Annotated in this window: 23 protein-coding genes and 1 tRNA gene; 6 read left to right on the top strand and 18 right to left on the bottom strand. The window is 51.3% G+C overall.

Annotated elements, in window-relative coordinates; genetic code table 11:
- Positions 1-95 precede the first annotated feature (95 nt).
- From IPH59_03765 to hypA, 15 genes are all read right to left on the bottom strand, one after another.
- Positions 96-695, bottom strand: coding sequence for a hypothetical protein (locus IPH59_03765; GenBank protein MBK7090828.1), 600 nt, complete (start codon positions 693-695; stop codon positions 96-98).
- 116 nt (positions 696-811) lie between these two features.
- A complete protein-coding gene (locus IPH59_03760; protein MBK7090827.1) occupies positions 812-2764 on the bottom strand; it encodes a hypothetical protein in 1953 nt (650 codons plus the stop codon).
- Positions 2765-2847: 83 nt separating this feature from the next.
- Entirely contained in the window at positions 2848-3948 is a 1101-nt protein-coding gene (locus IPH59_03755) for a glycosyltransferase (GenBank protein ID MBK7090826.1), read from the bottom strand.
- Between the two features lie 21 nt (positions 3949-3969).
- Positions 3970-4980 carry a glycosyltransferase gene (locus tag IPH59_03750; protein ID MBK7090825.1) on the bottom strand — a complete coding sequence of 337 codons (1011 nt, stop codon included), beginning with the start codon at positions 4978-4980 and terminating at the stop codon, positions 3970-3972.
- A complete protein-coding gene (locus IPH59_03745; GenBank protein MBK7090824.1) occupies positions 4964-6277 on the bottom strand; it encodes a UDP-glucose/GDP-mannose dehydrogenase family protein in 1314 nt (437 codons plus the stop codon). Before IPH59_03745 ends, IPH59_03750 begins: the two co-directional genes overlap by 17 nt.
- A 7-nt stretch (positions 6278-6284) precedes the next feature.
- Positions 6285-6644: a glycosyltransferase gene (locus IPH59_03740; protein ID MBK7090823.1), complete on the bottom strand. Its 360-nt coding sequence runs from the start codon at positions 6642-6644 to the stop codon at positions 6285-6287.
- A gap of 7 nt (positions 6645-6651) precedes the next feature.
- Entirely contained in the window at positions 6652-7515 is an 864-nt protein-coding gene (locus IPH59_03735) for a glycosyltransferase (protein ID MBK7090822.1), read from the bottom strand.
- The gene (gene asnB, locus IPH59_03730; protein MBK7090821.1) at positions 7488-9413 is read right to left on the bottom strand and encodes an asparagine synthase (glutamine-hydrolyzing); all 1926 of its coding nucleotides are present in this window, start codon (positions 9411-9413) and stop codon (positions 7488-7490) included. The genes IPH59_03735 and asnB overlap by 28 nt, the downstream gene beginning before the upstream one ends.
- Complete coding sequence (locus tag IPH59_03725; GenBank protein MBK7090820.1) at positions 9391-11790, bottom strand: heparinase II/III family protein; 2400 nt, start codon at positions 11788-11790, stop codon at positions 9391-9393. Before IPH59_03725 ends, asnB begins: the two co-directional genes overlap by 23 nt.
- Positions 11783-12883 (bottom strand): glycosyltransferase family 4 protein, encoded by a 1101-nt coding sequence (locus IPH59_03720; protein ID MBK7090819.1) that lies wholly within the window; start codon positions 12881-12883, stop codon positions 11783-11785. Before IPH59_03720 ends, IPH59_03725 begins: the two co-directional genes overlap by 8 nt.
- The gene (locus tag IPH59_03715) at positions 12867-14243 is read right to left on the bottom strand and encodes a phenylacetate--CoA ligase family protein (protein ID MBK7090818.1); all 1377 of its coding nucleotides are present in this window, start codon (positions 14241-14243) and stop codon (positions 12867-12869) included. Before IPH59_03715 ends, IPH59_03720 begins: the two co-directional genes overlap by 17 nt.
- A 7-nt stretch (positions 14244-14250) precedes the next feature.
- On the bottom strand, positions 14251-15087 hold the full coding sequence (locus tag IPH59_03710; protein ID MBK7090817.1) for a phenylacetate--CoA ligase family protein: 837 nt from the start codon (positions 15085-15087) through the stop codon (positions 14251-14253).
- 26 nt (positions 15088-15113) lie between these two features.
- The gene (locus IPH59_03705) at positions 15114-15413 is read right to left on the bottom strand and encodes a hypothetical protein (GenBank protein MBK7090816.1); all 300 of its coding nucleotides are present in this window, start codon (positions 15411-15413) and stop codon (positions 15114-15116) included.
- 116 nt (positions 15414-15529) lie between these two features.
- Positions 15530-16201 carry a hydrogenase nickel incorporation protein HypB gene (hypB, locus tag IPH59_03700; protein MBK7090815.1) on the bottom strand — a complete coding sequence of 224 codons (672 nt, stop codon included), beginning with the start codon at positions 16199-16201 and terminating at the stop codon, positions 15530-15532.
- A 265-nt stretch (positions 16202-16466) separates the two neighbouring features.
- Positions 16467-16808: a hydrogenase maturation nickel metallochaperone HypA gene (gene hypA, locus IPH59_03695; protein ID MBK7090814.1), complete on the bottom strand. Its 342-nt coding sequence runs from the start codon at positions 16806-16808 to the stop codon at positions 16467-16469.
- A 138-nt stretch (positions 16809-16946) separates the two neighbouring features.
- On the opposite strand from hypA, the gene IPH59_03690 reads away from it, so the two are divergent.
- Genes IPH59_03690 through IPH59_03680 form a run of 3 tightly spaced genes read left to right on the top strand, consistent with a single transcriptional unit; the run spans position 16947 to position 19417 of the window.
- Positions 16947-17810 (top strand): T9SS type A sorting domain-containing protein, encoded by an 864-nt coding sequence (locus IPH59_03690; protein ID MBK7090813.1) that lies wholly within the window; start codon positions 16947-16949, stop codon positions 17808-17810.
- Between the two features lie 45 nt (positions 17811-17855).
- Complete coding sequence (locus tag IPH59_03685; protein MBK7090812.1) at positions 17856-18698, top strand: T9SS type A sorting domain-containing protein; 843 nt, start codon at positions 17856-17858, stop codon at positions 18696-18698.
- Positions 18695-19417, top strand: a complete 723-nt coding sequence (locus tag IPH59_03680; protein ID MBK7090811.1) for a hypothetical protein — start codon at positions 18695-18697, stop codon at positions 19415-19417. Before IPH59_03685 ends, IPH59_03680 begins: the two co-directional genes overlap by 4 nt.
- Positions 19418-19554: 137 nt before the next feature.
- Here the strand turns inward: IPH59_03680 and IPH59_03675 are convergent.
- The 3 genes from IPH59_03675 to IPH59_03665 all read right to left on the bottom strand — a co-directional run bounded on the left by IPH59_03675 (position 19555) and on the right by IPH59_03665 (position 23841).
- Positions 19555-19638 (bottom strand) — tRNA-Leu (locus IPH59_03675).
- Positions 19639-19702: 64 nt separating this feature from the next.
- Positions 19703-20782, bottom strand: a complete 1080-nt coding sequence (locus IPH59_03670) for a hypothetical protein (protein ID MBK7090810.1) — start codon at positions 20780-20782, stop codon at positions 19703-19705.
- Positions 20782-23841 carry a TonB-dependent receptor gene (locus tag IPH59_03665; protein ID MBK7090809.1) on the bottom strand — a complete coding sequence of 1020 codons (3060 nt, stop codon included), beginning with the start codon at positions 23839-23841 and terminating at the stop codon, positions 20782-20784. The genes IPH59_03670 and IPH59_03665 overlap by 1 nt, the downstream gene beginning before the upstream one ends.
- 146 nt (positions 23842-23987) lie before the next feature.
- On the opposite strand from IPH59_03665, the gene smpB reads away from it, so the two are divergent.
- Genes smpB through IPH59_03650 form a run of 3 tightly spaced genes read left to right on the top strand, consistent with a single transcriptional unit; the run spans position 23988 to position 26760 of the window.
- Complete coding sequence (gene smpB / locus IPH59_03660) at positions 23988-24452, top strand: SsrA-binding protein SmpB (GenBank protein ID MBK7090808.1); 465 nt, start codon at positions 23988-23990, stop codon at positions 24450-24452.
- A 21-nt stretch (positions 24453-24473) separates the two neighbouring features.
- Positions 24474-25964: an N-acetylmuramoyl-L-alanine amidase gene (locus IPH59_03655; GenBank protein ID MBK7090807.1), complete on the top strand. Its 1491-nt coding sequence runs from the start codon at positions 24474-24476 to the stop codon at positions 25962-25964.
- The gene (locus IPH59_03650) at positions 25948-26760 is read left to right on the top strand and encodes a glutamate racemase (protein ID MBK7090806.1); all 813 of its coding nucleotides are present in this window, start codon (positions 25948-25950) and stop codon (positions 26758-26760) included. The genes IPH59_03655 and IPH59_03650 overlap by 17 nt, the downstream gene beginning before the upstream one ends.
- Positions 26761-26772: the final 12 nt, after the last annotated feature.

The following is a 26772-nucleotide window of genomic DNA, read 5'->3' as shown; positions in this document are numbered from 1 at the left end:
GGTATTGGCCTTGACTGCCACCTAACCTAATCAAGTAGACCCCGCCGGACAATCAGAATTCGCAGCACCGTGCTCTTTGCTAATGCAGCAATCGTCTACAAGAAACTGAATATGACTCCTGCCGAGATCACCGTTATATCCGTTGAAGGGTTGCTGTTGACCTTCGAAATCTTCCCTTCGACAAACGGCTGGAACGGCAAAGCGCCCAATTGTAGCTTGGCGCCAACCACTAAGTGATAGCCGAAGTATGTCTCATCCGACGGTATCTCGATCGTGACATCCTCGAATTCACCAAGTTCGCCTGAGTAAGAATACGAAAACTTGTGCGCCGCAATCCCGCCACCGATAAACGGCCTTATCACTGGAAACTGGAAGACAAACTTTGCCGTAGTGTGAAACGCCACATCCTTGGCTTCGGCCTCGACCTCTTCGCCAAACAGTACCTTTGACTGCTTGTCCTTCGACCAATCAATCCCGAACTCCACATCGACCGACTTGCTGCCGATCTTTGCAAAAATGCCGTATGCCGGAAAATCGGAAAACTTCAGGTCCGACAGTTTGACATTCGGGTTGTCGTAGTTTGTCACCTGCCCCAATTTCGCCCCGAAACCGATTCCGGTTATCGCGCTCGCACAGTTGTGCGAACCAATTGTCATCGCTGCCACAAGCAGCATTAGTATGGTTATTCGCTTCATGTCAATATCTCCTTTCATCCCTGATATACCTTGTTACAATCGTCGTTGCCGTTCGCACCCGAAGAATTTCGACGACATTAGTCTATCTTTCGCTTCGGGGTCGCGGACAATAGACTCTAATAGACCTTGAGAATTACACACTCTTGATCTTCGGACACAAGCTCATATTGGCCGCGATACGATTCCACATCCACCGCACTTCCGGCACTTTCCTTAAGGTGAACGACGATGTACTTCACCTTCGCCATCGTCAACTGTGCCTGCTGAAGTCTCAAATCGCTGAAAGAAAGCCGATCTTCCAAGCTGTCGCCAATCTTGCGCGTTGCCGCACCATCGACTATTGGAATCCGATGAAAAGTCTGCTGCATCATGTACCGCATCGAACTCTGATAACTGCGCGGAATGTTCAACAAGCCATATTCCTGCCCGTCTGCGGCAAGACCCTTCATTGCCGCCGGAATCTCAATCTTGGTGTACTCATAATTAATGGCAAAATAGTCTAAGAATATCACTGCCACTACCATTGCTGTAATCAGAGTCTTCTTGACTCCCCCAAGTTCTTTCCGTTCCCACAGCTTGAGAAGACTCAAACTCACAATCACTGCCCAAAACAAATAGGCAAACACCATAAACCGTCCCGTCGCCCTGACATTAGACAGAAACGGCAAGTACGCTATGACCGTGTACGGCAGCCCGACTGGTAACAACTTCCCCAAGAAGTGTAACTGCGGTCCCAACGCCATTACCACAAATGCCGCAAACCCCAGCCACCACTTCGCAGCCAACTTTCGGGTAGTCGGAAACGCCGCCACCACCACAACCATTGCCGCAATTCCCAAATAACTCGCCGACTCCCACGCATTGCCGGTATATGATTGATTTGCCTCCTTGATTAACGGCAACTGCCCCGCCCAATGAAACGCACCCGGTATGAATAGACCGGCAAAATCAGCCGCGAACGTATTTAGTCCGCTTCCCTCAACATCGCTTGTCTTCAAACCAAGCTTCACCATTTCTATCAGCCAGGGCGACACCACCAGATGCGTTGCTCCGACCACAACTGCTGCTTTAACAATGTAGTCTTTGACTATCCACTGCCTTCTGCTCACTGCCAAATAGACATACCCAAACAGCACGAAATATCCGGCTATCACCATGTAATTCCAATCGCACATACTGGTCAGAAAGAAGAACAGCGCTGCCAGCGCCAGATTGCCCGCTCCGCCTTCACGTATTGCCCTGATGAAGTACAGCACAAAGAACGGTATGAACTGAATCGCATTGAGATTGCCATGATGAAGTGATTTTCCGAAGTGAAATGGACTAAACGCGAAAATGAACCCGCCTACAATCGCTACCAACGAGTTGCCCGTGATAAATCGCACCAGCAGGAATGCCCCAAGACCCGCCAACGGGTATGAATGAAGGATGATCAAATTGAACACCGCCGCCGGGCTCATGACAATCCAAAGCAACACCGATATCGCGAAGTTGTAGAACGACCACGCGAAATAGTACATCGAAGTGCCTTCGGGGAAATACAGCATGTTGGTGTGCGTCAACGATTCCTCGCCGCGTACCACCATTTCATTCGAATACCACAGATTCCAGTAGCCGCCCATGTTGTCCTCTGGCGGTCCGATGATATGCGACCCGAACACGCCCAACGACGGCGCAAAATAGACCATCGTCAACGCGCAATAAATCAACAGCGCCGCCACCGTGTCGTGTCGAAATCGATTTTGAGGGAGTTGAACTTCTGTCGAAACTTCTATCGACGACATTACCCGCCGAAACAGCTTGAAAACGCCGATCCAGAACAATAACGTCAGCGGAATTCCGAAGAACATGTACTGCCAGAAAATCAGGTCAGCACGCTTGTGATAGTATTCAAGATCGTGCCGCTCATGATCAATAAACGGCATCGATGGCGTCCCATTCAGGCTCGACTCAAATGCTGAATCGATAAAGTCGTGCACCCATAGTGAATGAACAACTGCCCCCGCGCCGAGGATTATATATAGAATGATGAAGAAGCGAACGAGCTTCCCTTGCAATAGTTTCTTCACACGGTCCATCGTCTGAATTTTCTGCCCGCTCTCACTGTCGTTGCAGGAATTCGAAGTTCTTGATGCCTGATAGACGTATCTCTCTAATGCTTTCCAGAGTCATCTGCGAGCCGGCGATAATACTCTTCATGGCTGCGAATCATCACTGCCAATGAAAACTTCTCTTCCACCAACCGGCGTCCCGCCAATCCCATTGCCTCCGCCTTTTCTGGCTCGCGAAGTAATTGCCCTATTCGCGCACCCAGTGCCGCGTAATCGCCAGCCTTAACCAAAAAACCAGTCACGCCATCCTTAACGACTTCCGCGTTACCGCCAACATTTGTCGCGACTACCGGCAATTCCGCCCGCATATACTCAAGCAGTGAATTCGAAAATCCCTCCGATGTTGAACACAGCACCCCGACCGTGGCATTCGCAATAGCCGCGTGCACATCGCGCACACTCCCCGGCATTTCAAAATTGCCCTGCAAACCTGCCTCTGCAATTTGTGCCTGCAAACTGTGGCGCTCCGGTCCCTCCCCATATATCCGAAACCTCGCTTCGGGAAACTCCCGTACGACTTCAGTTGCCGCTTGAATCAATGTCGAAACCGATTTCACTGGCCGCAAATTTGCGACCATTACTATGGTCTGGCGCTGTCTCTGGTCAATTGGCAACGCCGGCTTCAATTCAACCCCATTGTAGATAACATCAATCGCTGATCGCTCAATTCGCTCTATCTTCGCAATTGCACTCGCGACCGCTTCCGAGTTTGCCAGCCACCGTTTTGGATATCGATTAGCAAACTTGAGAAACAGCTTCTCTTTGAATCCGTATGAATAACCCAAATTGCGCCGCGAAGAAATCACATTCCCGATTCCCGCCAGTTGCGCTGCACCACCTCCGACAAGGTGCCCCTCCACGAAGAATGTCTGCACCAAATCAATCTCTCGTTGCCGCATGAACTCAGCCAGTTTCTTCCGCTTGGCAAACATCTCCGGTGTAAACATGCGCTGAACATTCCAGCAGAACGTCTCGCAGTTGAACTTGCCGTTGCGAAAGTACTCGCAATCCTGAAGCGTGACCAGCACCGGCTCAAATGCCGTCTCGTCGAGATTTCCGATTATTGTAAGAAGATTCTTTTCAGTCCCGGCGCGGCCATTGCCCATCGATCCGATGACATACAGAACTCGCAGCTTCTTCATCAGTGCCGTCCGAGTCCTGACTCACGATCGATGGCGAATGATTCCGACCAGAAAACCGTATCCGAGGGCGAAGTGTATTGTGAAGAAGATCACCGGTAGTACAAAAAACGTCAGTCGTTGTGTGGGGTGTTTCGCAATCGAAAATGATGCCACAAACACTGCCAGAAGATAGAGAGCGACAATCACACTCGCTGCCAACGCTACCTTGAACGACAATAGCCACAAAAGCGGATATATCACAGCCCCGACAGCGAACGCCGTGGTGATCAGCGTACCCGAACCCAATGTCGATGGATGTTTGCGGAACAGCTTCCACCGTCCCACGCCATATCGGTACAATTGCGTAAACAGCGCGAATATGCTCCGGCGCGCTGCATACTCAACGGTAAGCTTCGGCGATATAAACGACTTCAATCCCGCTTTGTCTACTCGCGTGTTGAATTCCACATCCTCGCAAGCATCGAAGGACTCGTCAAAGTATCCGACGCGTTCAAACACACTGCGTCGATAACTTGCCGCCGATGACGCCGCTTTCACGAACCTCTCGCGATTCGTGTAGATCGTCGAATCCAATGCATGACCCAATCCCGAAGCACGCGCCAGTGAAACTGCTCTCTGGAAAAGCGTCTGCGGTCGTAGCGTCAGTGGCTGTGGACGGCAAAGCGCATCCGCGCCTGACTTCTCAAACAAAGCCACAATATCCGACAACAACTTGGTCGATGGCAAATGGCAGTGGCCGTCGATGTAGACGATGTATTTTCCCCTTGCTGCCTTTGCTCCGAGATTGCGCGCTTTGGAAGACAATTTTCCCGGGTTGCTTATGATTCGGAAATTTTGAAATTTGCTTTCAAACGTCGATGCAGCCTCGTAGGTGTCGTCATCAGAAATGCCGTCGACAATAATCAGTTCCATCCGCTCTTGGGGAAAGTCCTGGGTGCTCAAGTCATCCAGCACGCGCCGAATGAACTTGCCTTCATTTCGCACCGGCATGACGACTGATACTATGATATCGTTGTTACCAGCAGATTCCATGATAATTGGCGCCCTGCGCTGACGGGTTATCGGTCATCCTTACCAAATCAACAATCTGTCTATCCTTGATCCCCTTGAGTGCACCAACATATTCCGGATCATCGTTCCCTACGATAATCACTTCTGAACTATGTACGACCTCTGCCACCGAAGATGCGAACAGCTTTTCGATGTGCGGAATCTCCTTTTCGATGTACGCCTTGTTCGAACCGAAAATTCGCGCCAAGTTCACGTTGCGGTCATAGATCAGTAACTCATATCCCTTGCCCAGAAGTCTCTCCGCCAGCAACACCAGCGCCGATTCCCGCAAATCGTCAGTTCCGCCCTTGAACGCCAATCCCAGGAACCCAATCTTCTTCTTTTTGAACGACGTCACCAACTTGAATCCCTCATTCAACTGCTGCTCATTCGAAAGAGGAATTGCGGTCAACAGCGCCGCACCAAAGTCCTGCCGTTTCGCTTGGTATAGCAACCCGCGAACATCCTTCGGAAGACACGAACCGCCATAGGAAAACCCCGGCCGTAAGTACATCGGCGAAATGTTCTGCTTACTGTCAATCATAAACAACCGCATCACTTCGTGTCCGTCGACTCCCATCTTGCGCGCAATGGTCCCGATTTCATTACCGAAACACACCTTGAGTGCATGCCAGACATTGCACACATATTTGACAAACTCCGCCGTCCTGATGCTCGTGACCTCGAATGGTGCCGTCAGAAATGCAAACATCTCCTTGACCACTTCCGCAGCCGCTTCCGATTGTACACCCACGACCGTAAATGGTGGATTATAAAAATCATCTACCGAGGAGGCTTCGCGCAGAAACTCCGGATTGAAACAGACATCGAAATCGATATAGACTTTCTTTCCAGAGGTCTCTTCCAGAATCGGGATCACCACATCCTCCGTCGTTCCGGGAGGGATGGTCGAGCGGTAAATCAACGTATGAAATTTGCTCTTGTTCTTAAGTACCTGCCCGATTTTTTCGGTCACTCGTGTGACGTAGGTCAAATCGACATCGCCGTTTTCACGCGATGGTGTGCCGACACAAATCATCGAGACATCGGTGTCATTGATTGCACTTCGCGCATCAAGCGTCGCCTTCAAAGCGCCTCTCTTGACGACATCTTCCATGATCTCGCCGATCTTGGCTTCTACAATCGGGCTTTTGCCGGCGGCAATCTGTTCGATTTTGTCCTTGCTGATATCGACACCGATAACTTCATGCCCTTCCTTAGCCAGACAAGCCGCAGTTACCGCGCCAACATAACCCATTCCGAATATCGATATTTTCATTCCCGCCTCAGTTTGTCGATTCAGTAGCCTGCAGGGCATCGTGAAGTATCGTCGCAGCCCTGCTCCAGCCGTAATTCTCGGTCACAAGTCGGTAACCGGATTCAGCAATCTTATTGCGTTTGACGTCGTCTCGCAACAACTCCTTTATCCGATCTGCAAAATCCTGAGCCGTATCCGCCAGCACAATGTGCTCGCCAGCAACTAAAGGCAGTCCCTCTGCTCCAACCGAGGTCGCCACCACACATTTCTTCATAGCCATAGCCTCGTAAATCTTGATACGTGTCCCTCCGCCTACGCGCAGTGGGACTATGTAAAGTTGACCGGCCGCAACATGTGGGCGTACATCCTCAACGGTCCCGCTTACCAATACACTCTCATCTGATTCTGCTACACTCCACAATATCCGGCCCCGGTCGGCGCCCGACCACGGAAAATGAAATTTCAGCAACCTGTTCCCGCACAAGCGGATACACGTCGCGGTAGAACCACCAGAACCCGTCAATATTCGGCATCCAGTCCATCGAACCGCAGAAGACCAATCGCTTTGCTACCTCGCCCCTCTGTGGCGCAAAGTAGTCGATGTCAACTCCCGTTGGCAAAACCGTATAACCGCGCAATCCGAATTCTTGTTTCAGTTTTTCACCGTCAAATTCTGACACCGTCAGCACATGATCGAATCTCTGGCACGCATCCGCCTCGTATTTCGCCATTCTTTGCTTCTCATATCCGAAATAGAGCCGCTTCAGCGGATTCGTCTCTACCTCATGATACCGCCGCCAAATCATCGTCTCCACATTATGCTCAAATAGCACCGAGGGCACCTTGCCGACATAGTCGCGGCACCACGCCATCTCCAGAAAATCGCATAGTACGATATCGCACCGTTCAGGTGTAGCGAGTTCTTCCACCTTCGCGATCATTTCCTTAGTGATATACTTGTTCACAATGTACGGCCGCGGCGAAAGCAGCTTCGACAACACGCGTAGTTGAAACCCTATCCCCTGCTTATTCTCTTCCTTCCGAACCACGGCCTCAACCTTGATTCCATAACCGCGCATCTCGTCGAGATATTTTTGCTCGTGATCCGGTGTCACATAGCAGAGGAATGTCACTTCCGCTCGTTTCGCCAACTCAACCAGCAGATGCTTGGTGCGTATCTTGCCTCCAGTGTCAGCCGGAAGCGGAAAATCTGATTTTATCCAGAGAACTCTCATACCGCGATCTTGATCTTCTCCCACGATTCTTCCCGGATGTACATCGTGTGCCAAAGCTCAATGTTGAGCAGCGTCCAAATCTGGTCGGAGTAGTTGTACTTGCCCGCTCGGTGCAATTCAAAGTACCTGGCAATCAACTCGCGGTTGAAATTTGACCCACAGAACGAATCGTCTCCCAAGATGATTTTTCGTGCGACATCGTGATATTCGTTCGCAAACCACCGTTTTATCGGCACCGGGAATCCCGCTTTCGGTCTGGTCAAGATCTCCCTCGGAATATCTTCCGCAAATGCCGCCCGCAATATCCGCTTCGTATCAAAGCCCTTTATCTTCAATTCGTCCGGCAACGAGAACGCAAACTCCACCAGATGATGATCCAAAAACGGCACCCGCGACTCGATCGATGCAGCCATCGACATCTGGTCCTGCTTCATCAGCAGTTCGAGCAGATACGTCTTGATATCTGCATACAGCATCTTGCCCAACAGCGTCGAGTTGTTCGAGCGGTTGAAATGGTCGAAGTACCCCGCGTAGACATTTTCGGCATCCAGCCCCTTCCAATTCTCGCCTTTAAGCAATTGCCCCAGTCTTTCCCGCGAAAATGTCGAGTAATTGTCGAGAAAGATCGATTCCAAATCCGCGTCGAGATACACCGTCGTCCGTATTGCCTTATTCCGAAATGGAAACTTGTACGGCAACGCATCCAGCAGAGGTCGAAAGACCTTGCTTCGTATCGACCTTGGCAAAATCCCGAACAGCATCTTGTCGGTCTTGATGTTCGCCAGCGTCTGATAATACCGCTCGTATCCGCCAAACAACTCATCCGCGCCTTCGCCGGTCAATACGACCTTGACATGCTTCCCCGCCAGCTCCGAGACCTTGTACAACGCGACCGAAGACGGATGCGCAATCGGTTCATCCTCGTGATAGATCATTCGCGGCAATAACGAAAAGAAGTCGTTCGTCGTCATTGTCACTTCGTGCTGGTCGGCGTTGACATGTTTCGCCGCCAGCCGGGCGTAGTGCAGCTCATTCGCTTCACGCTCACCGAATGCAACCGAGAACGTCGCGATCCGGCGATCAACCATTTTCGACATCCGCTCGCTGATGATTGTCGAATCAATTCCTCCCGACAGAAACATCCCCAGCGGCACATCCGCCATCAACCGCAAGTTGATCGAGGTATCCATCAATTGCCGGATTTGCTTGACCGCATCAGTTTCCGTAATGCTATTGTCTACCGTTATGTGCGCGCAGTCCCAATATCGAACAATGCTGATTGTCCCGCGATCATACTCCAAGTAGTGTCCCGGCTCCAGCTTCTTGATTCCCGCAAACAATGTCGAATCGTCGCTGGTATACTTCAGTGCCAGTATCTGCATCAAAGCCTTATAGTCGACCGTCCGCTTGACTTGGGGAATCTGCAGTAAACTCTTAATCTCCGATGCAAACGCGAACAATTCCGGCGTATCTATGTAGTAGAGAGGCTTCACTCCAAGCCGGTCGCGCGCGATCAGAATCTTGTCAGTCCGTTTGTCATGTATCGCAAACGCAAACATCCCTCTCAGTTTATGAAGCCCAGCCCAGCCGTGCGCATCCATGCAATAGATGATCGACTCCGTGTCGCAATTCGTGCGATACGGGTAGCCCCTGCCCTCCATCTCTCTTCGTACTTCGAGATGATTGTAGATTTCACCGTTGAATGCGATCCACATCGACTCGTCGGCATTCGACATCGGTTGATGCCCATGACTCAAATCGACAATCGACAACCGCCGATGCCCGAATCCAGTGTTGGCATGGACGTAGTACCCTTCGTCGTCGGGACCGCGATGAGCAATGACATCATTCATCGCCCTAAGAAGTTCCCGCTCGACCGGACGGCTCGGATCCTTGTAACTAATTCCGCAGATTCCGCACATTGTTCACCGGCTGTAATGGTTTGAGTTCAATCTTATCATACTTGATGCCCGGCACCGGCCGCAAGACCGTTCCCGCTGGCACCGCTGCAGTTAGAGTATCCCCCGTCAAACGGACATCTGCAAAAGCTAACTCAGCTTCCGATTCAAAAATCATTCGTCCGCCGACCTGCAACATGGATACTCTGCAAAGAAGTGCGTGGACTTCGCCATTGCTGTAGAGAAGTATCATTCCGAACGCTGCATCGCTGAATAACCCCTCTTCTTCTTCCGTCATTCGCGACTCAATATAGACCGTCCGTCCATCGACCGAATCTTGAATTCTGCCGAAGCTCGTTCCTTTCTCTTCCCTGCTTTTCGATCGGTCCAAATGTGGGAATGCAGTAATCGTGAATGTTTCAGAGATGCCGGTTACAGGAGCGCTGACAAATCTCAGCCTTCGGCCCACTCCGGCACTGTCGTAGTCATTGGAGATGATCCCCTCGCTGATTTCACCCTCGGCAAGTTTCGGGTGGCACCTAATTCGTAAGTGGTTCGATTTCCCGACCAGCGCAAAGTACTCGTCGTGTTCCTCTATTGCGCACGGAGTCGCAAAATCCCATCCGATCGAATGCGGTCGATTCGTTATGACTCGGTCATTTACCATCCAGCCGTGATCATTCAACTGCAAGACTTGACGACAAAACTCGCTTTCAAGTCCGTCCCGAAACTTCAGCTTGTACTCAGCAACAAAGAAACTGGCGTGCTTGCTGGCGTAACAGTCGGATACCTGACAGTCCGGCTTAGCCTGCCAGCTAAATGGATCATCGCCGTCATAATACTCGCAGTCGAGTAACCTTGGCCCGTTGTGCGATTTTGAACCGCGCAGAAAATTCCGTAGATTCTTGTCTCCGGTATAGCAAAGCGTGCCCGGATCGACAATCATAGCCTCGCCATTGACACTCAGATCCATATGCAAATGATCTGCGTGCGAGTGTGGACAATCGCGATAGCCAAACGGTCCCGCCTGGAGCACTGCATGCATCAACTTACTTCGAGCAACTACGATCCCGCTCGAACGCAATATCGTCAGCACGTATCGCGATGGACTTCCCTGCGAGATAGCAGAGTTTCGCCCAGTCAGCCAGAATGATTCAGGAGTCTGCTCGCTCTCGCTGTTGCCGATTCCCACAAACCTCTGTGTAGCATGAAGAATCGGGCGATAATTGTGCGACATGGGACGGCTGAGAAAATACAATCGCCCTCCGTCCTCATCACCTATATGCGGCCAAAGCCCGTTCGGCTGCTGAAGATGATGCAGCACCTCCGCCATCCTCCGCAGAACACTGCGTTTATCTTCGGTCAGATCTTCGCCGTTGCGTTCGCACAGAATCAGAAACGATAACACGAATTCAACAGCATACGCATGATAACACGTCGACAACTCGGCGTGCATTCCATCGCCGTTGATCTGCCGCCGCATCTCTTGAATCATGATCTTGTGGCCGGTCGATCGCCACTTCTCCGCCTCGCGAAACTCCGGGAACAACGTACCGATGAGAAATAGCCCGTATGCTTCCCCCAGAAGATGCGTATTTGGCGAGAAGTAACGCGAGAGATGATCTGCCAAGAAGCGTCCCGAAATGTACAGCAGCCGATAAGTATCCCTCGCTGCTTGCTGATTTAAACTTTCTGACTTCTGGAAGAAGTACACTCCCCAGATCACCGAATTCGCCCTGAACGCAAATTCCAGCGCCGAGCAGAAGTTGATTCCGTGATAATCCCGATTGCGCCTGTTCCAGTGATTAATCAAATCGTAGAAATGCGCCGCATAGCGTTCTTTCCCCGTCAGCAAAAATGACTGCCCCAATTCGTAAACGAACTGCATCCGCGACGGCTCCCAAACGATTTTTGAGTCACCGACCTCGCTCGCGCTCAAGTAGTCAACGTCGCCGTAGAACCTTTCCGGCGCCAACACATTTGCCCGTGCTTCAAGATTCCATGCCGGCGGATCGCCGAGCTTCACCCTGCCGTAATGGAAAACCGGGAACTCACCGTTGAGAATCCCCTCCGCTGTCGACAGTATTCTTTCACGTTCGCGTGGACAGTGCGCGGCGAGATACTCCCCAAACTCCGAAACATCGTCAAAGCCGGGAAAGAACTTATTCGCCGATTTGCTCCGTAGCGCAGTAGCCAAGTCGACGGACTGATCAGCCTGTCGATGGCCATCCAAAAACTGCGCAGTGCATATCTGCTTCCAATTCTTCTCATCAAAGTAGTCACCATTCGCCCCGTGATGCTTCCGCTCTTGCTTGCGAATGATCTCTTCGCGTGCGCGCGACGCAAGTTCCACAAACTGCCCGGTCGCGAGTTTGAGAAGCAACTTTTTTACCTTACTCACGAACACCCGCCAGCTCAAGGTACTTATCCGCCCATTTCTGTTTCACGCTGTCCCAGCTATAGTTCGCAGCATTCGCTCGTGCTCCCGCGATAATCCTACTTCGAAGTTCTGCATCGGAGTAGACTTCCTCCAATGCCGCTGCAACTCCGGCAACGTCGTTCATCGGCGCCAACAAACCGTTTTCCCGATTGCGCACGATGTATGGAATCCCTCCCGCATTTGTCGTCACTACCGGCAACCCGCAATGGAATGCCTCTACTATCGCCACCGGCATGTTATCGATGATCGATGTATTGAGGAAAATGTCCGCCTCATCATAAAGTCGTGCTATCTCAGAACGTTCCACCCGTCCAGTAAACACCACGCCTTCAATCTTCTCCGAAACAACCAGCTTCTTTAAGCGTCGTTCATCAGAACCGCTTCCGACTATTGTAATCACTGCCTCGGGATGTCTTGACTTGAATATGCAAAACGCTCTGATCGCCGTCTCAATGTCATACAACGGCTCCAGATTTCGCGGTACTAAGATTCTCGGCATAATCGACGAACGTTCGCGATACCGAAATGCCGACAAATCAGCAATATTGTAAATGTACTCTGCCTTGAATCCGTGTTTCGAAAACACATCAACCAGATACTTCGAAGGCACAACAATCTTGTCCGCCGACCGAATCACCCGATGCACCCGCTTGCCTGCTCTGGTAAGGTGATCATCCGCCTCACCGGACCGATAATTAAGAATGCACTTCTTTCCAAACATCCGCGAAATCAAAATAGCCGGCATCGGCGCCAACAAAAACGACCGATATGAAGCCGAGAAGATATGTACGACATCATACTTGGGAATCCGCTTGAACAACCCAGCGAGATAAAACAACGAAACCACCAGTGTCCGTACATACTTGATTCGTGTTAGATAGTTCAGCGGCCACCACGGTACTGGATTATGCGGTTGAAATCCTACATCAACGCCCTCTGCCCGAAAATTCTGCAACAACAAATCGGCCTGAACCGCCTGACCTCCCATAATTGCCAGCGACGGTGCGACAATCAATATCCGTACTCCATTCAATCGTTCAGCGATCGGTTGCACCGGCTTCCTTTCCCCATTCGCTGGTTACGTAACGATACTTGCCCGACTTGTCGTAAGGCAGTTCCGCCACACCGACATACTCAATCGTCACCGGCCCGCCCAGCACCTCATTCACTTTTTCCTGAAGCGCCGTCTGAATCTCCGGCAAGATTGCCTCGCTGTACAAGTGCTTGACCGTCAAGGTCTGTGGTGTGTTTTGGACAACCTGGACCTTGTTCCTCACTCCTGAAGTTCTCAGCGACATGATTATTGCCTCACCGGCAATTCGCGAACCGTCCAGTCGATACACCAGATCAACAACTCTACCGCCTACCGCGGTGATTCTTCTCCATACCGTGTTGGACCGCGCCGATGCATTCTCAATCCGTACCATATCGCCTGTTCGATACCGAATCAACGGCATCGCGCGATTGTACAAATCGGTCACGACTAATTCGCCCATCTCTCCGTACGAAGTCGGCTTGCCGTCTTCGCTAATGACTTCGAGATAATACGTCGGTTCAAATATGTGCATTCCGATATGATCTGTCCCTTCCGAGGCCACCGTTCCGATCTCCCGCGAACCATATCGTTCGAAAGTCTCCGCTCCAAACACCTCGGCAAACAACTCCCGCTGCCAATCGTACAACGGCTCGGCAGTTACGACGACCTTGCCAACCTTCTTCATTTTGATCCCGCTATCTCGCGCCAACTCCGCCATCGCCGCCAGCATATTCGGGTAGGCGTATATCGACTTCGGCTTGAATCTATTGATCGCTTCGAGAAACTGCCGCGATGTCTCCGTCGTTGCATCGAAGCTGTAGAAATAGATCGCGCGATCTCCTAAGAAATTCGCGACACGCGCCTTGAGTTTGTCAAGATGATAGGTATCAAGCGGTGATCCCCACACCCACGCCCTTTTCGTCCCCGGGAAAACCCCGAGCTTGCCATTAAAGAAATAATCTTGTGCCCGCCGCACCGCCGTAACTTCGCGGTCGCGGTAAAATGTCAACGGCACTCCTGATGATCCCCCTGTCGAAGATTCAATCAACTCGGTCTTCTTGAATCGGTTCGACAAAATCTCCGCCATCGCGCTGTTAAGATCGCCTTTGGTCAAAAATGGAAGTCCCGATACGTCGGCGAGAGATTTCACTTCGCCAGCCTTGAATCCCGCCTCCTGAAATCGCCTCTTGTAGAACTCGGATGAGTTACCTGCATGAAGCAGCATCTTCTGCATTTGTTTCAACTGGTGACTTTCGATCTGCTCTCGCGATGCTCCCCACATTGGTCGAAAGTGGCGATAATGCCGCAGTATCGCCGACTCGCCGCGATAGGCAAGCAGCAACGGATTGCCGACATGCCGTATGAGCAGCTCCGTCACTCCCAAACTACTTTCCCTCCGCAGTGATTTCGCAAATCGAAAACCGATACTTGCCCGAAGCTTCCTTGGGAATCTCCTTTACCAGATTGTAATCTACCCTCATCGATGCTCCGAAGAAATGCCTCACCCGTTCTTCAATCATTGCCTTCGAGTTCGCGTCAAACTGCGAATCAGTCGCCAGGTTGAAAATCAGCCGCCCGCGTTCGCGCTGAATGATATGCGCCTGCCTCACTCCCGGCACCTTGGCGGCGAGATAAATCGTCAAAGCCGCACCCGATACTTTTCTGCCGTCCTCTGCAAGTAGAAAATCTGTCGTGCGTCCTGCTACCATTTGCATCTTTGGCAACGTCACTCCACAACTGCAATCAGTATACTTTGCCATTGCTCCCACATCGCCGATTTCGTATCGAATGAAGGGAAACGCGTGATTACCAAGGACCGTCACCAAGATATCGCCAGCTTCTCCATCAGGCACCGCCTTGCCATCCTTGGTAAATTCCAGATGCAGATACTCGGCGCCAATGTGCATCCCCTCATGGGCAGTACACTCTGAAGCGATCACTGAGGTCTCCCTTGACCCGTAGCGATCAAATACCTTCACTCCAAAGTAGCCCTCGATCTTCTCCCGATTTTCAACCGTCAGTACCTCCGCCGAAGTGATGATCGACTTGGGTGGCGGCAATTCGATGCCGTTCGCTTTCATGAAATCCACCACTAACGCCAGCGAATTCGCATACGCCAGAATTCCTTCCGGCTGAAATTTGTGATAGTCCACTGCGAACTGCTTGAGCGAGGCATCAGAAAAACTCGAACCTGTCGATCCGCCCGTCCGGTTTGCTATCAAATCTTGGCGCTTGTATGCCGTCGAAATCAGCCTGTCGCGGTTTTCCTGAATATCTTTTTTGAGAGTACTGGCAGATTTTGCAGATCTGAAAAATCGCTGACCGTAGCCGGATCAAAGCCGCACTTGCCGAACCGCTCTTGGTAAAACGGCACAAATTCAGCGGCATGTGCAAGTATGTCGCGAAGGCGCTCCATTCTGATTGAATGAAGCTCATCCGCACTCATCTTCTCGCAGCGTTGCAATTCCGCCAGAATAGCCAGCTCTTTGCTACCCTGCTTCTTGACCAGCACTGGATAAAGCAGACTCTCTACAATCCGTTGATACACAGTCAGTTGTCTTCCTTAACGATAGTCCAAAACAGCGCCTGTCCGCCTCGAACAAACGTCTGTTCTCTATTTATCGACCGTTGGTATATAGCAGGTTACAATAGATATGGCAACGTTTAGCGCTGATTTAGCCGCGCCGAGACCGACTCGCGAAGCCAGCCAAACCAGGCTTCAAGACCGACTCCCGAACGCGTCGACATTTCAAAGAACCTCAATGCGCCATTAATCATCTCCGCATTCGCGCGCGCCTTCGCCAAATCAAAATCCGAGGTCCCCATCAAGTCGATCTTGTTGATAATCGCAACGCTCGACCGACGATACATCGCCGGATACTTTAGTGGTTTGTCGTCCCCTTCAGTGGTGCTCATAATTACGACCTTCATCGCTTCACCCAAATCATAGCTCGCCGGACACACAAGATTTCCGACATTCTCAATTATGAGAAGATTCACCTTCTCCATATCGATCTGCTCAAGCGCTTTGCCGACCATTTTCGCGTCAAGATGACACGCTCCCCCCGTCACAATCGGACGCACCAGCTTGCCGCCCGCCTTGATGATCCGGTTTGCGTCGTTTTCGGTCTGCACATCGCCCGCCACTACGGCGATATTCAACTCTTTCCCAAGCGCCCCGATTGTCTTCTCGATCAAACTCGTCTTCCCCGATCCCGGCGAGCTGACAAGATTGATTGCGAATATCTTCCGCTTCTCCAAATCCGCCCTGATCGCCGCCGCAAGCTGATCATTCTCCGACAGCACCTTCTTTTCTATCGATACTCGCTCTGTCACATCTCCTCCAATCCGTTCCTGATTTTGTCCCCCTACTACATCCTGTCACCCTTGCCCCCGGTCAGTACCTCTTGTTATTCCCCCTTAGCAAAGGGGGCCAGGGGGTTGTATTAGCTAACCGAGCGCAGTAACGCCTCCATCCACTGTCGTAATCAAGGCGGGGTGTGCATCTCTCAACATCCACGCAAGTTTCTCCCATCTCCCTTTCTGGGAGAGGGGCAGGTCGAAGATCCCGCGCTTCGCGGGAGGGTGAGGGCAGTTTGTCTCACTCCCCCTCAAAATACGCTATCTCAAGCTCCTGTCCGCTCAACAAATCACATTGCGAACTGCCACAGTCAGGACAGACAAACACGAAATCTGATACCTCAAACTCGCGCGAGCACTTTTTACAACGTGCCGAAGTCTTGACAAATTCAATCGCCAAATCACAGTCCCCCATCCCCTGATCGCGCTTCAGCACGTCAAACCCGAAAGTCAACGCATCCGGATCGACACTGCTCAATGACCCGATTCGCACACCTATCTTGCTAACCGTCAGCATCCCTCGGGACTGCGACGCGTCCTTGACCGCATTGATGATATTATCCGCAATTGACAGTTCGTGCATACTAAACCTCGGCAGTTAACATAACTCAAAACATCGAGAAAACAGTTGCTAAAAATTGAGAAGCCCATCTAAATTGTAATAGGAAATTGATTCAGGGGTGAATATAGAGAGCGATTACCCCAATCGCGGGAGGCTGTTGTGTTTGCAAAGGGTTTAGCTGCAATTGGTTTCATTCTATCTACATTTGTGGCCACGACACTGGCTCAAGATATTGGTGTGCCTGATACCGTTAGGCACGGCTGTCACGAAGTGTACTTCTATGTTCATCAAACTTTGGACACTTTCTCATTTCCGCTCTATATTTTTAGTGACGATTCCTTGGAAGGAGTCACGCTTTCCATCTGCTACACAGGTAGCGGCGTCGATTTTCTGTTTGCCGAGGCTGGCCAAGTGTTTGACGATGTTCCATCTTCATCGTTCATCGCAACCGTCAAACCCGACCAACGCGGCTTTGCCTTATTTTGGGCGGATCACCAGAGACCCCCCTTGCCGCCGCTGAACCGCATCGAGGTCTTTGCAACGCTATATTTCACTTCGAGCTTAGGTTGCCCTTACGATCTTGAAATTGACTCTTGTTGGGTTCCGTTAGTCGGAAGCACCGAATTTGTGCCACACGGAGGTGATCCATACTCGCCGCGTTGTTTTGAAGGATTTTTTGGCGCACAATGCGGGATTATTGCCTGCACGGCTGTTGGCGACGAGTCCTCTTCGATCGTCACCGAAGGCAGGCTCCCGGTGGCAGGCACCTTCCCCAACCCCTTCAACTCCGGCACAACCATCGAACTCGACATGCCGTCTTCCGAACACCTCTCTATCGTCATCTACGACATCCTCGGTCGTCGTATGCGCACCATTGTCGATGAATTCGTCACTCGCGGTCCACACCAATTTGCTTGGGACGGAAACAACGAATCGGGAAGGTCAGTTTCCTCCGGAGTCTACTTCGCAAAGATTGCGACTTCGAGTCAACTAAGTACAAGCAAGCTGGTTCTCTTACGATGAAAGGGCTGTCAAATGCAACATTCTATGTCACGTTATGAAGTTCAGATGCCGCTCAAAACCTTCCTGATATCCTTGCTTCTCGCCTGCCCTTTGTTTGCCCAAGACAGTGGCATCAAGGACACACTCGCAATCGGTTGTCCAATTTGGTCGAATGCGGTTCTCGGCGACACAGTCCGCGTGCCGGTATTTCTCTACACCGACCAGAATCTGGACGAGGTTAGCTTCACTTTCAATTATCAGTGCGATAACCTTGAGTTTGCCGGCGCTGAACTCAACCGGTCCATTCTCTGCAATCCGCAACTGACCGGTGACCTCTTTGTATATCCCTTGCTTCCCTTGTACACTTATTCGATGTATTTGATTGGGCACCAGGAATGGGGACACTTTCCTCCGGTTATCTGCAGAAACCCAACCAGGCGATTGTTTGCGAATCTCTTATTCATCGTTACTGATCTAAACTGCTGCTACCCGAATCTCGATACAATTAGTGTTTACGGTCGCGGCTACACGTACTTCAGCAACTACCGACCGGTATTTGTTGCCTGCTCTGGTCATGATATCGCAATAAACTGTACGTTAGACGCTGAATTCGAAGAATCAGTCATAGTGCCAGATTTTCTTGTCGCTCAAAACTACCCCAACCCCTTCAACTCCGGTACAACCATCGAACTAGAAATGTCATCATCCGAACACCTCTCCATCATCATCTACGACATCCTCGGTCGTCGAGTGCGCATCATTGTCGATGAATTCGTTTCTCGTGGCCCACACCAATTTGCTTGGGACGGCAACAACGAATCAGGCAGGTCAGTCTCGTCGGGCGTCTATTTCGCCCGTATAACAAGTCGAAGCGACAGTGCTGTCAGGAAGTTGGTCTTGCTCCGATGAAATCAAGCGTCATATCTGTATTGCTGTTTCTCGGTGTGTTGACTTTGGCCTGCCCGACAATGGCGCAGGAACACAGCGAATACTGTGGCGGAATCATCACATTCGCCACCGGCACCGATAGCGCGTATCTGCATTCCGGTGACGTGGTGCTTCTCCCGGTTCACTTGGCACTTGCTCATCCCGTCACTAAATTCAAACTCGAGTTTGGAATTGACGACAGCGGAATGGTGCCGGTATTCTTTGTGCCAAGCCCTGACTTGTTCAGCGATAGCGAAGCCATGCAATTCGAAATGACTCCGCGAAGCAACGGATTCTCTGTCACATGGACGGCGCCTGAGAATCGCGCTCCGATTAGCGGCACCTTTGTTGAGGTCGGCAAGGTTGCAGTGCAGGCAGTTCACGAAGGCGACGCTTCGCTGCACAAGCCTCCGTTTTCATTGCGAAGTTCCGGAAAAACATGGATTGCGGTGGATTCGTCCAATGTCCATTCTCGTAATCCGCTTGACTACCTTGTCCTACGCTCTGATTTTACTGATATCAACGCTAGGTTGGTATCACAGTCCTTTGGCCCCGTGTTCGCTATCGGCTTCGAACAAACAACGCAGCAATTTGTCACTCTTGACATCTTTAACAGCGACAATAAGAAGGTTCGGCAAATTCCTCCGCGGTGTCTTCCCTGCAGGAAATTGGAAGGTCTATTGCGACTTCAGAGACGATAGTGGCGGTTCACTCGGAAGCGGCACCTATTTCTACGAATTGACAACCGGGTCATGCCAGAAACAAAGAAGACTCATATTGATGAAATAGTCTCGAAGAGAACCTGAATTTTGCTAGAGCGTTCTTGATTCGATTAAACTGCCGAAGGGGGGACTCGAACCCCCACATCCTTGCGGATACTGCGCCCTGAACGCAGCGCGTCTACCAATTCCACCACTTCGGCGTTGGCTTGGGATTGCCAATATAGATTCTACCGTCTCAAATGCAAGCGAAAATTGACGCGGCTTCTATTGCCTCGCCTCAGTCGTCAATTGATACCGCACAATCCGGTTATTCCCGCTGTCTGCGATATAGAGTATCCCGTCAAAGTGGCAAATCCCCTGCGGACTCAGAAACTGCTTCTCGCCCGATCCTGCTGCGCCAAATGCCAACATCGTTTCACCGCGTCGGTCGAACTTGTAGAAATAGTAGTGTGCTCCCAAAAGCGGATCCGGCGCGTCGAGCAAGAGATAAAAGTTCGAAAGGTCATCCACCGCGATATCCTTGTATGCCCGCGCCTGGAACGTAATCATCGGCGGCAATGTATCGCCGTCAACATAGGGCGACACCCAGTTCGGCAGACTGAAAATCTGCACTCCGACATTTCCTGCGCCTTGTGCCAAAGCGATATAATTCTGTCCCGCTATCTGGTAGGTGTACAGATCCAATGGAAAGCGCGTCTTTCCCAGTCCGATTCCTTCGCTGAGGAATTCCTCCGTCGGAAAATCAAAAGCATTGAATCCGAGCACCCGTCCGACCCAGAAATCGGTCAGATAGTAATTCTTCAGCGTCGAGTTCGCCGCTGCAACCGACCAATATTCTGCATGCACCGGGCGGTCGTTGATGATAATGTACGGATACGGCGCTTGGAATACGCGTGTGAAAGGCTCATTCCCAAGATATCGTTTGCGGAACACCGAATCGCCGTACCAAATCACCGAATCCTGCCCATCAACCTGCTCTGTCCGCGAATAATCGCCGCAAACTACCAATAAATCCAATCCCCGATCCTGCGATATCGCCACCGGATGCACTACCGGATACTCTTCGATGAACGTCCCATCGATCTCCAGTTTCAACACGCGGTCGTTGTAAGTATCACAAATGTAGATCTGTTGATCGTACCCGATATAAACATCGTTCGGTCGATTAAGTGCGCGCCCATTGATTTCCGTCCAAATCGGATTAATCACAATGTAGCTCGTGTCGATTCCGCCATAGATCGGCTCCGGCAAATCGGTTGGAAGCGGCGTTTTGTCCGCACAGCCAATCGTCATCCCGAGAACCACCACGGCGGCTGCAATACCATATTTTAGCCATCGTTTCATTAGAAACTCACCCCCAGCCCGAATTTGATTTGTCTCGGTGCCAGGTACTTTGTCGGATTCGCCCACAACGGCAGTTCGTATGACAACGGCGGCAGTTCGAAAAGATTTCCGCCCTTTGGAATCGTGTCGCCATCGCGATACTCTTCGCCTGTCAGAGGATTAATCAGCGTCACGTTCTTATGGTCGAGAATGTTTGTCCCTTCAAGATAGAACGTGATTGTGTACTTACCCGAGCGGAAGTATTTCTGGAACGACAAATCAAGTGAGTTCCACCACGGTCCGATTTTCGAATTCGTTTCGCCGCTTGGAACGAACTGTACAAATCCGAACTCGTCCGTCGTCTGCCGGTATGGCGTGTAACGCTTACCTGCCTGTCCCCACGCCTTGATATTCAAGTTCCAGTCGCTCGGCAAACCCATCCCCAAAAACTGCGGCTTCTTGTCGGCGCCGACACTGAAATTCGCCTTCAACACGAACTGCCAAGGTTTATCCCAATCGAATGCAACATCATTGTAAATCTCGCCCTCAGAACGAGCAGTCAGTCCTCGCAGTATATCCGCCGGCAGCGAACGCTCGCCGCGTGCTTTGCTGAATGCGCAATTTGCAGAGAGGCTAAACACATCAGTGTATTCATGCAAATACTCCAGTTCAACTCCCTGACTCGTCGCATAATCCAGATTGAAGTACAAGAAATACGTCTCGTCCGGGAATCGCGGATCTGGCGATATCGCTGTTGCCGCGATGTAGTCGCCGATGTACTTGATATACCCCGAAATGCCGATCGCACTTCTGTCATTAGGCAAATACTTCAATCCAACCTCGATATTCGTCACCTTCTCATAATCCAACGCCGGATTCCCGTAAAGCTGATAGGCTGCCTGCGAAGGCGTATACAGTTTCGCGTATAGATACTGCGGCGCCGGCTTCCGGGCAAATCGCGAATACGATCCGAACAATGTCAGATTCCGGCTCAGCAAATTCGCAATCCCGAATCGCGGCGAAAACGTTCCGCGTGCGCGTCTGCCTAAGACTTCTGTAGTCTGCTCATTGAATTGCTGCCTAAGTACCTCGCTCAACACCGAGATACTGTCATTCGCAAGCGCATCCTCGGCGTACTTGCCGACAAACCAAAGATCATATCGGAACCCGAAATCGAATACCATCCCCTGCAAATTCAAGTTGTTCTGGATGAACGCCCCATACGTTGACGGCTTGGCTTGGTAAGCATCATAATTCAATCCAAATCCCGACTCGCCCAGCCACGGCTTGTAAATGTCCAGTACCTGTACCGTTTGATGTTCGCTCTCGACGCCGACTTTAACTTTGTAGTTGGACTCAATCTCCGTCTCGTAAGTCGTCTTGAATCCGTAATTCTCGATGTAATGGTCGTACCAAGTGTCTCCGTCTCCAGCATCCCAAAATCCGTCGCCCTTGATCACCGTGAAAATTGAACTATCCGGCGAGGCTATGATCGTGTCCGGCCAGTTGTCGCTCGGCTGGATATAACCCGTCCAGTTCTTTCCTCTTACATCTGACCTCAGTGTCGTAAAAAAGCGCGAAGCTATCAATCGCAGGTGCTTTGCCAACGACAACCGATAGTCAAGGCTGATGACTTGTTGATTCGATTTCTGCGTGAACGTGTTGTAGTTGTCGAGATTCTCGCCATACTCAAAGGCATACCCGTACGAATAGTCAATCGTCCGTATTCTCGTCTCTATAATACTTCGATCCTGATTGATATTCGCCGCCGCCGAATGCGAAAGCGACAACTTCACCAATGGCGAAATTTTCCAGGTCAACTTCATCAACGTCGAGTACTGATTGTCGGCTCTCGGCGCAAACGAAGTCCCACCCAATGTCGAAGAATACAAATTGCTCGAGTACGGCAGATACGTATCACTCAGCGAGAAATTCCCCGACCAGAAGAAGAACGTCTGCCCCGGCAGTCCGGCAGATTTCAACAACCTCGAACTCAACGGCTCAGGTCCTGAGAAACTGCCTTCCACAAGGTCCGTATTGAATCCTGATCTTCCCATGAAATGATCATTGCGATAGTTCACTGTTCCGGAAAGCTTGTCCGACCCTTCCTTCGTTGTAACTTCAACGATTCCCGAAGTCGCTTGCGAAAACTCGGCATTTGCCCCGCCGGAATACAGATTCAGTTCTTTGATCGAATTCGCATTCAATGATAGCCCATACCCGCGCCGGATCAACGGATCGCTCACCGAGACGCCGTCGATCATGTACTGCGTCTCGTAAGTGCGTCCGCCTCTGATATGCAATTCCCGATCAATTTCAATCACGCCGGGAAGCTCCTTCAGTATCTCGCCCAAATCGCGCACCGTTCCATGAGCGATCTCCTTCGGCTGAATCGTCCTTATCGCGGCCGGTACTGTTGGATCCATCAATGGTCTCTCGCCATAGACAATCACTTCGCTGCCGAGCGGCAGGACAGTCTCTTCCATCACAAAATTGAGTTCCGAATCTTCGCCGGCATAGACTTCGATAGCGTAGTTTCTCACCTGCTTGAATCCGATAATCACCGCTTCTACGGTATATCTTCCGGGCTTGATCTTATCGATGACATACTTACCATTGACATCGCTCTGAGCCCCTTGCGCCAGTTCGAGTACCCTGACTACTGCGCCCGGCAATGCTTCATTGCTCCCGGCGCGAGTCACCATGCCGGTAACCCGACCAACGCGAAACGCCGGATTCGGATTCTTTGCCCGTTCTTCCGCTGTAATCGGCTTCATGCGAACTTCAACCGCAACGTCTTGTCGCGATCCCAGCCGCACTCGACGCAAGTATCCGTTGTGATAATCTGTAAGTGAGACTTCGATGTCATAGAGCCCGCCTTCAAGGTCGGCAAATTGGAAATATCCTGCTGAATCCGAGATGACTTTCCGGTCAAGCTCAATCAAGACTACTGCAGCGCCCGCCAACGGTCTATCCGTGACCCGGTCGTAGACGTAACCCGAAAGCGTTGCCCCTGTTGCCAAAGATGCAGAACAGATTGTCAGCCAGCAAAATATCAGAATTCGGATGCGAATGTTCATCTCACTCCTAAGACGCGTCATAACGATGTCTTGTCAAATCGCCGAACGATATAGCTATCCAACTATCTGGTCAAGCTAAAGTTCACCCGCCAAACTTCCCCAAAACTCATTGCGGTTTATCGCTTTGAAACGTATCATCCTTACCTATGGATGACGCCAGCATCAAAAATATCGCTCAGAACCGCAAAGCCCGGCACGAGTACGAAATCCTCGACACCTACGAGGTAGGCATCGTCTTGGCAGGTACCGAGGTCAAGTCGCTTCGCGCTAACAAAGTTCAGTTCGCTGACAGTTATGCGACGATTGATAATGGCGAGCTATGGATTCACAGCATGAATATCACTCCCTATGACCACGGCAACGTCCACAACCATGAACCTGTTCGCAAACGCAAGCTCCTCATGCACAAACAGGAACTCAAGAAACTCTATGTCCGTGCCGTCGAACGCGGGCTAAGTCTTGTGCCGCTGCGAATTTACTTCAAGAACAAGGTCGCTAAGGTCGAGCTTGCACTCGTTCGTGGCAAGAAACTTCACGACAAGCGCTCATCAATCGCCGATCGCGATGCCCGTCGCGAAATCGACCGCAAAATGAAGGAACATGGCCGTTAAGGCTCTGGTATAATTGCGGATATGAAACGACTACTAATCATCTTCTTCGCCCTTACAGTGCTTGCATCCGCGGCGGACAACACGATCTACCTGAGCGGGCTCGGTAAGCAGAATCCGATTCGCAAGATGACCCGCGAACAGGTTGACTACATCTCTGCAGCCGATATTTTTGGCGCCTTACAAGCACGCGGTCGCTGGGATGAGAAAACTTCAACCTTTACCGCGACCTTGTCGGGTCACGCAATCGAGTTTAGCAAAGGCAACTCGTTCTGTACGGTGGATGACCACCCATACAACCTTGTCCATTCTCCGATTTTCAGCGTCGATGACCTATACTTGCCCGTAGTCCCGATATCGTACCTGCTCTCTGACGTGTTGGAACGGGTCGTTACTTACGACAAGAAGCGCGGCGCACTGGTCGCGAGCAACCGCGGCTATAACATTGTCGGCGCAAGTCTTCAAGAAAAGGTCAACGGTGATCTGCTTGAAATCATGCTTACCCGCAAACTCGAATTCGAGGTCTTCATCAGCGAAGGCAACTGGATCAACATTACCATTCCCGGTGGCTTGGTTGATGCCCGCGACTTCGGAATGGATCGGAAATCAGAGAAGATAATCACCACTCGCTCATTCCAATTTGACAACGCCGCTCAGGTTTCCATTCAGATGCGCCAGAACGTCGTTCGATTCCACACCAACTACGCTTCCGATCCGCATCGCATTCAAATCTCGCTTGAAAATTCAGATTTTCTCGATGCGGTTTCCGATACCGGCGAAATCCTGCGCCACGACGATTTCAATCCGATAGACATCATTGTCATCGACGCCGGTCACGGCGGCGAGCACGACGGTGCCATTGGTCGTAATGGGTTGCGCGAGAAAGACGTCACCCTCGACATCGCACTTCGGCTCGAAAAGCTGCTGCGTGATTCTAAGAAAGTCCAACCGGTTCTCACCCGCCGCGATGATGTTACCGTCGGCCTTGAAGACCGCGCCCGGATGGCAAATGACGCCCAGGGCGACCTCTTCGTTTCGATCCACGCCAATTCATCAGAAGAACGAAACGCTTCCGGCTCCGAGACCTACTTCCTCGCCGCTGCCAAAAGCGACGAGGCTCGCATCACCGAGCTGCTGGAAAACTCCGACTTCGAAGCGGCAACGTCCGATGCGCCGCGCAAAGGCAAAGAAGAACTCGATTTCATTATCATGGATCTACTCCAGACCGAGTATTTGTCCCAGTCCCAACAATTGGCTGAAGTCGTTCAGGACGAAATGCGTAAGAATCTCAACATCCGCTCTCGAGGAATCAATCAGGCAGGTTTTCGCGTTCTCAATCATGTGAGAATGCCCTCGGTCCTGGTAGAGGTCGCATTTATCTCTAACAAAATCGAAGAGCGCCTCCTCGGTCAAGAGGACTTCCGCCAGACCGCCGCAGAGAGCGTCTTCGCCGGCTTGATGCGCTTCATCGAACGCTATGAGAAAGAGGCTCGTGCCAATGCCGGATCGCAGTAGCCCCATCGGCATTTTCGACTCTGGTCTCGGTGGTCTCACCGTCGCCCGCGAGGTCTTTCAGTTGCTTCCGTCAGAGGATGTCGTTTACTTTGGCGATGTCGGTCGCACACCTTATGGTGGTCGGTCTAAAGAAATCATCACTCAGTTCACCCGACAGGATATCAACTTCCTCATCGAGCAGGGCGTCAAGCTTGTCGTCGCGGCATGCAATACTGCATCGGCTCTCGCCCTCGACACGCTCAAAAGCGAATTTCCGATTGAAACCATCGGTGTAATCGATCCCGGCGCAGTCAGCGCTGCGGGAGCTACTAAGAATGGCCACATCGGTGTCATCGGGACCGCCGGAACAATTCACTCGAATGCCTATGCCCGCGCCCTTGAGAAAATCGACCCGAAACTTCGCGTCTTCAGCATGGCCTGTCCCTTGTTCGTCCCACTTGTTGAAGAAGGTTACGTAGACAAGCGCGCTACATACTTGATCGCCGAAGAGTACCTCGCTCCGTTCAAGAACAACGGCATCGACACGTTGATTCTCGGCTGTACTCACTACCCGTTGCTCAAGCCGATTATCCGTCAGGTGCTCGGCGAAACCGTTCAACTAATAGACTCGGCCCGCGAAACCGCCCGCGTCGTCGCCCAAAGGTTAGCCGCCGAAAGTCAACTCAACCCGAAGGGTACTGATGGCGAACGCAAATTCTATGTCTCGGATGTTCCCGACCAGTTTGCACAAACGGCACGCCACTTCCTCGGCGACACGGTGCGCAATGCGATGAGAATCGATATCACCAAGTATTAGTCTGGATGGAAA

Source organism: bacterium, from assembly GCA_016708315.1.
Taxonomy (GTDB): domain Bacteria; phylum Zixibacteria; class MSB-5A5; order CAIYYT01; family CAIYYT01; genus JADJGC01.
The sequence above is the reverse complement of the archived record's forward strand: the minus strand, read 5'-3'. Positions and strand labels throughout refer to the sequence as shown.

What these genes read in the sequence shown, in the direction of transcription:
- asnB (MBK7090821.1), bottom strand. Translation starts at nt 9,413, where the DNA reads ATGTGCGGAATCTGCGGAATTAGTTACAAGGATCCGAGCCGTCCGGTC.
- IPH59_03670 (MBK7090810.1), bottom strand. Translation starts at nt 20,782, where the DNA reads ATGAAACGATGGCTAAAATATGGTATTGCAGCCGCCGTGGTGGTTCTC.
- IPH59_03750 (MBK7090825.1), bottom strand. Translation starts at nt 4,980, where the DNA reads ATGGAATCTGCTGGTAACAACGATATCATAGTATCAGTCGTCATGCCG.
- IPH59_03765 (MBK7090828.1), bottom strand. Translation starts at nt 695, where the DNA reads ATGAAGCGAATAACCATACTAATGCTGCTTGTGGCAGCGATGACAATT.
- IPH59_03755 (MBK7090826.1), bottom strand. Translation starts at nt 3,948, where the DNA reads ATGAAGAAGCTGCGAGTTCTGTATGTCATCGGATCGATGGGCAATGGC.
- IPH59_03745 (MBK7090824.1), bottom strand. Translation starts at nt 6,277, where the DNA reads ATGAAAATATCGATATTCGGAATGGGTTATGTTGGCGCGGTAACTGCG.
- IPH59_03655 (MBK7090807.1), top strand. Translation starts at nt 24,474, where the DNA reads ATGAAACGACTACTAATCATCTTCTTCGCCCTTACAGTGCTTGCATCC.
- IPH59_03665 (MBK7090809.1), bottom strand. Translation starts at nt 23,841, where the DNA reads ATGAACATTCGCATCCGAATTCTGATATTTTGCTGGCTGACAATCTGT.
- IPH59_03685 (MBK7090812.1), top strand. Translation starts at nt 17,856, where the DNA reads ATGCCGCTCAAAACCTTCCTGATATCCTTGCTTCTCGCCTGCCCTTTG.
- smpB (MBK7090808.1), top strand. Translation starts at nt 23,988, where the DNA reads ATGGATGACGCCAGCATCAAAAATATCGCTCAGAACCGCAAAGCCCGG.
- IPH59_03680 (MBK7090811.1), top strand. Translation starts at nt 18,695, where the DNA reads ATGAAATCAAGCGTCATATCTGTATTGCTGTTTCTCGGTGTGTTGACT.
- IPH59_03650 (MBK7090806.1), top strand. Translation starts at nt 25,948, where the DNA reads ATGCCGGATCGCAGTAGCCCCATCGGCATTTTCGACTCTGGTCTCGGT.
- hypA (MBK7090814.1), bottom strand. Translation starts at nt 16,808, where the DNA reads ATGCACGAACTGTCAATTGCGGATAATATCATCAATGCGGTCAAGGAC.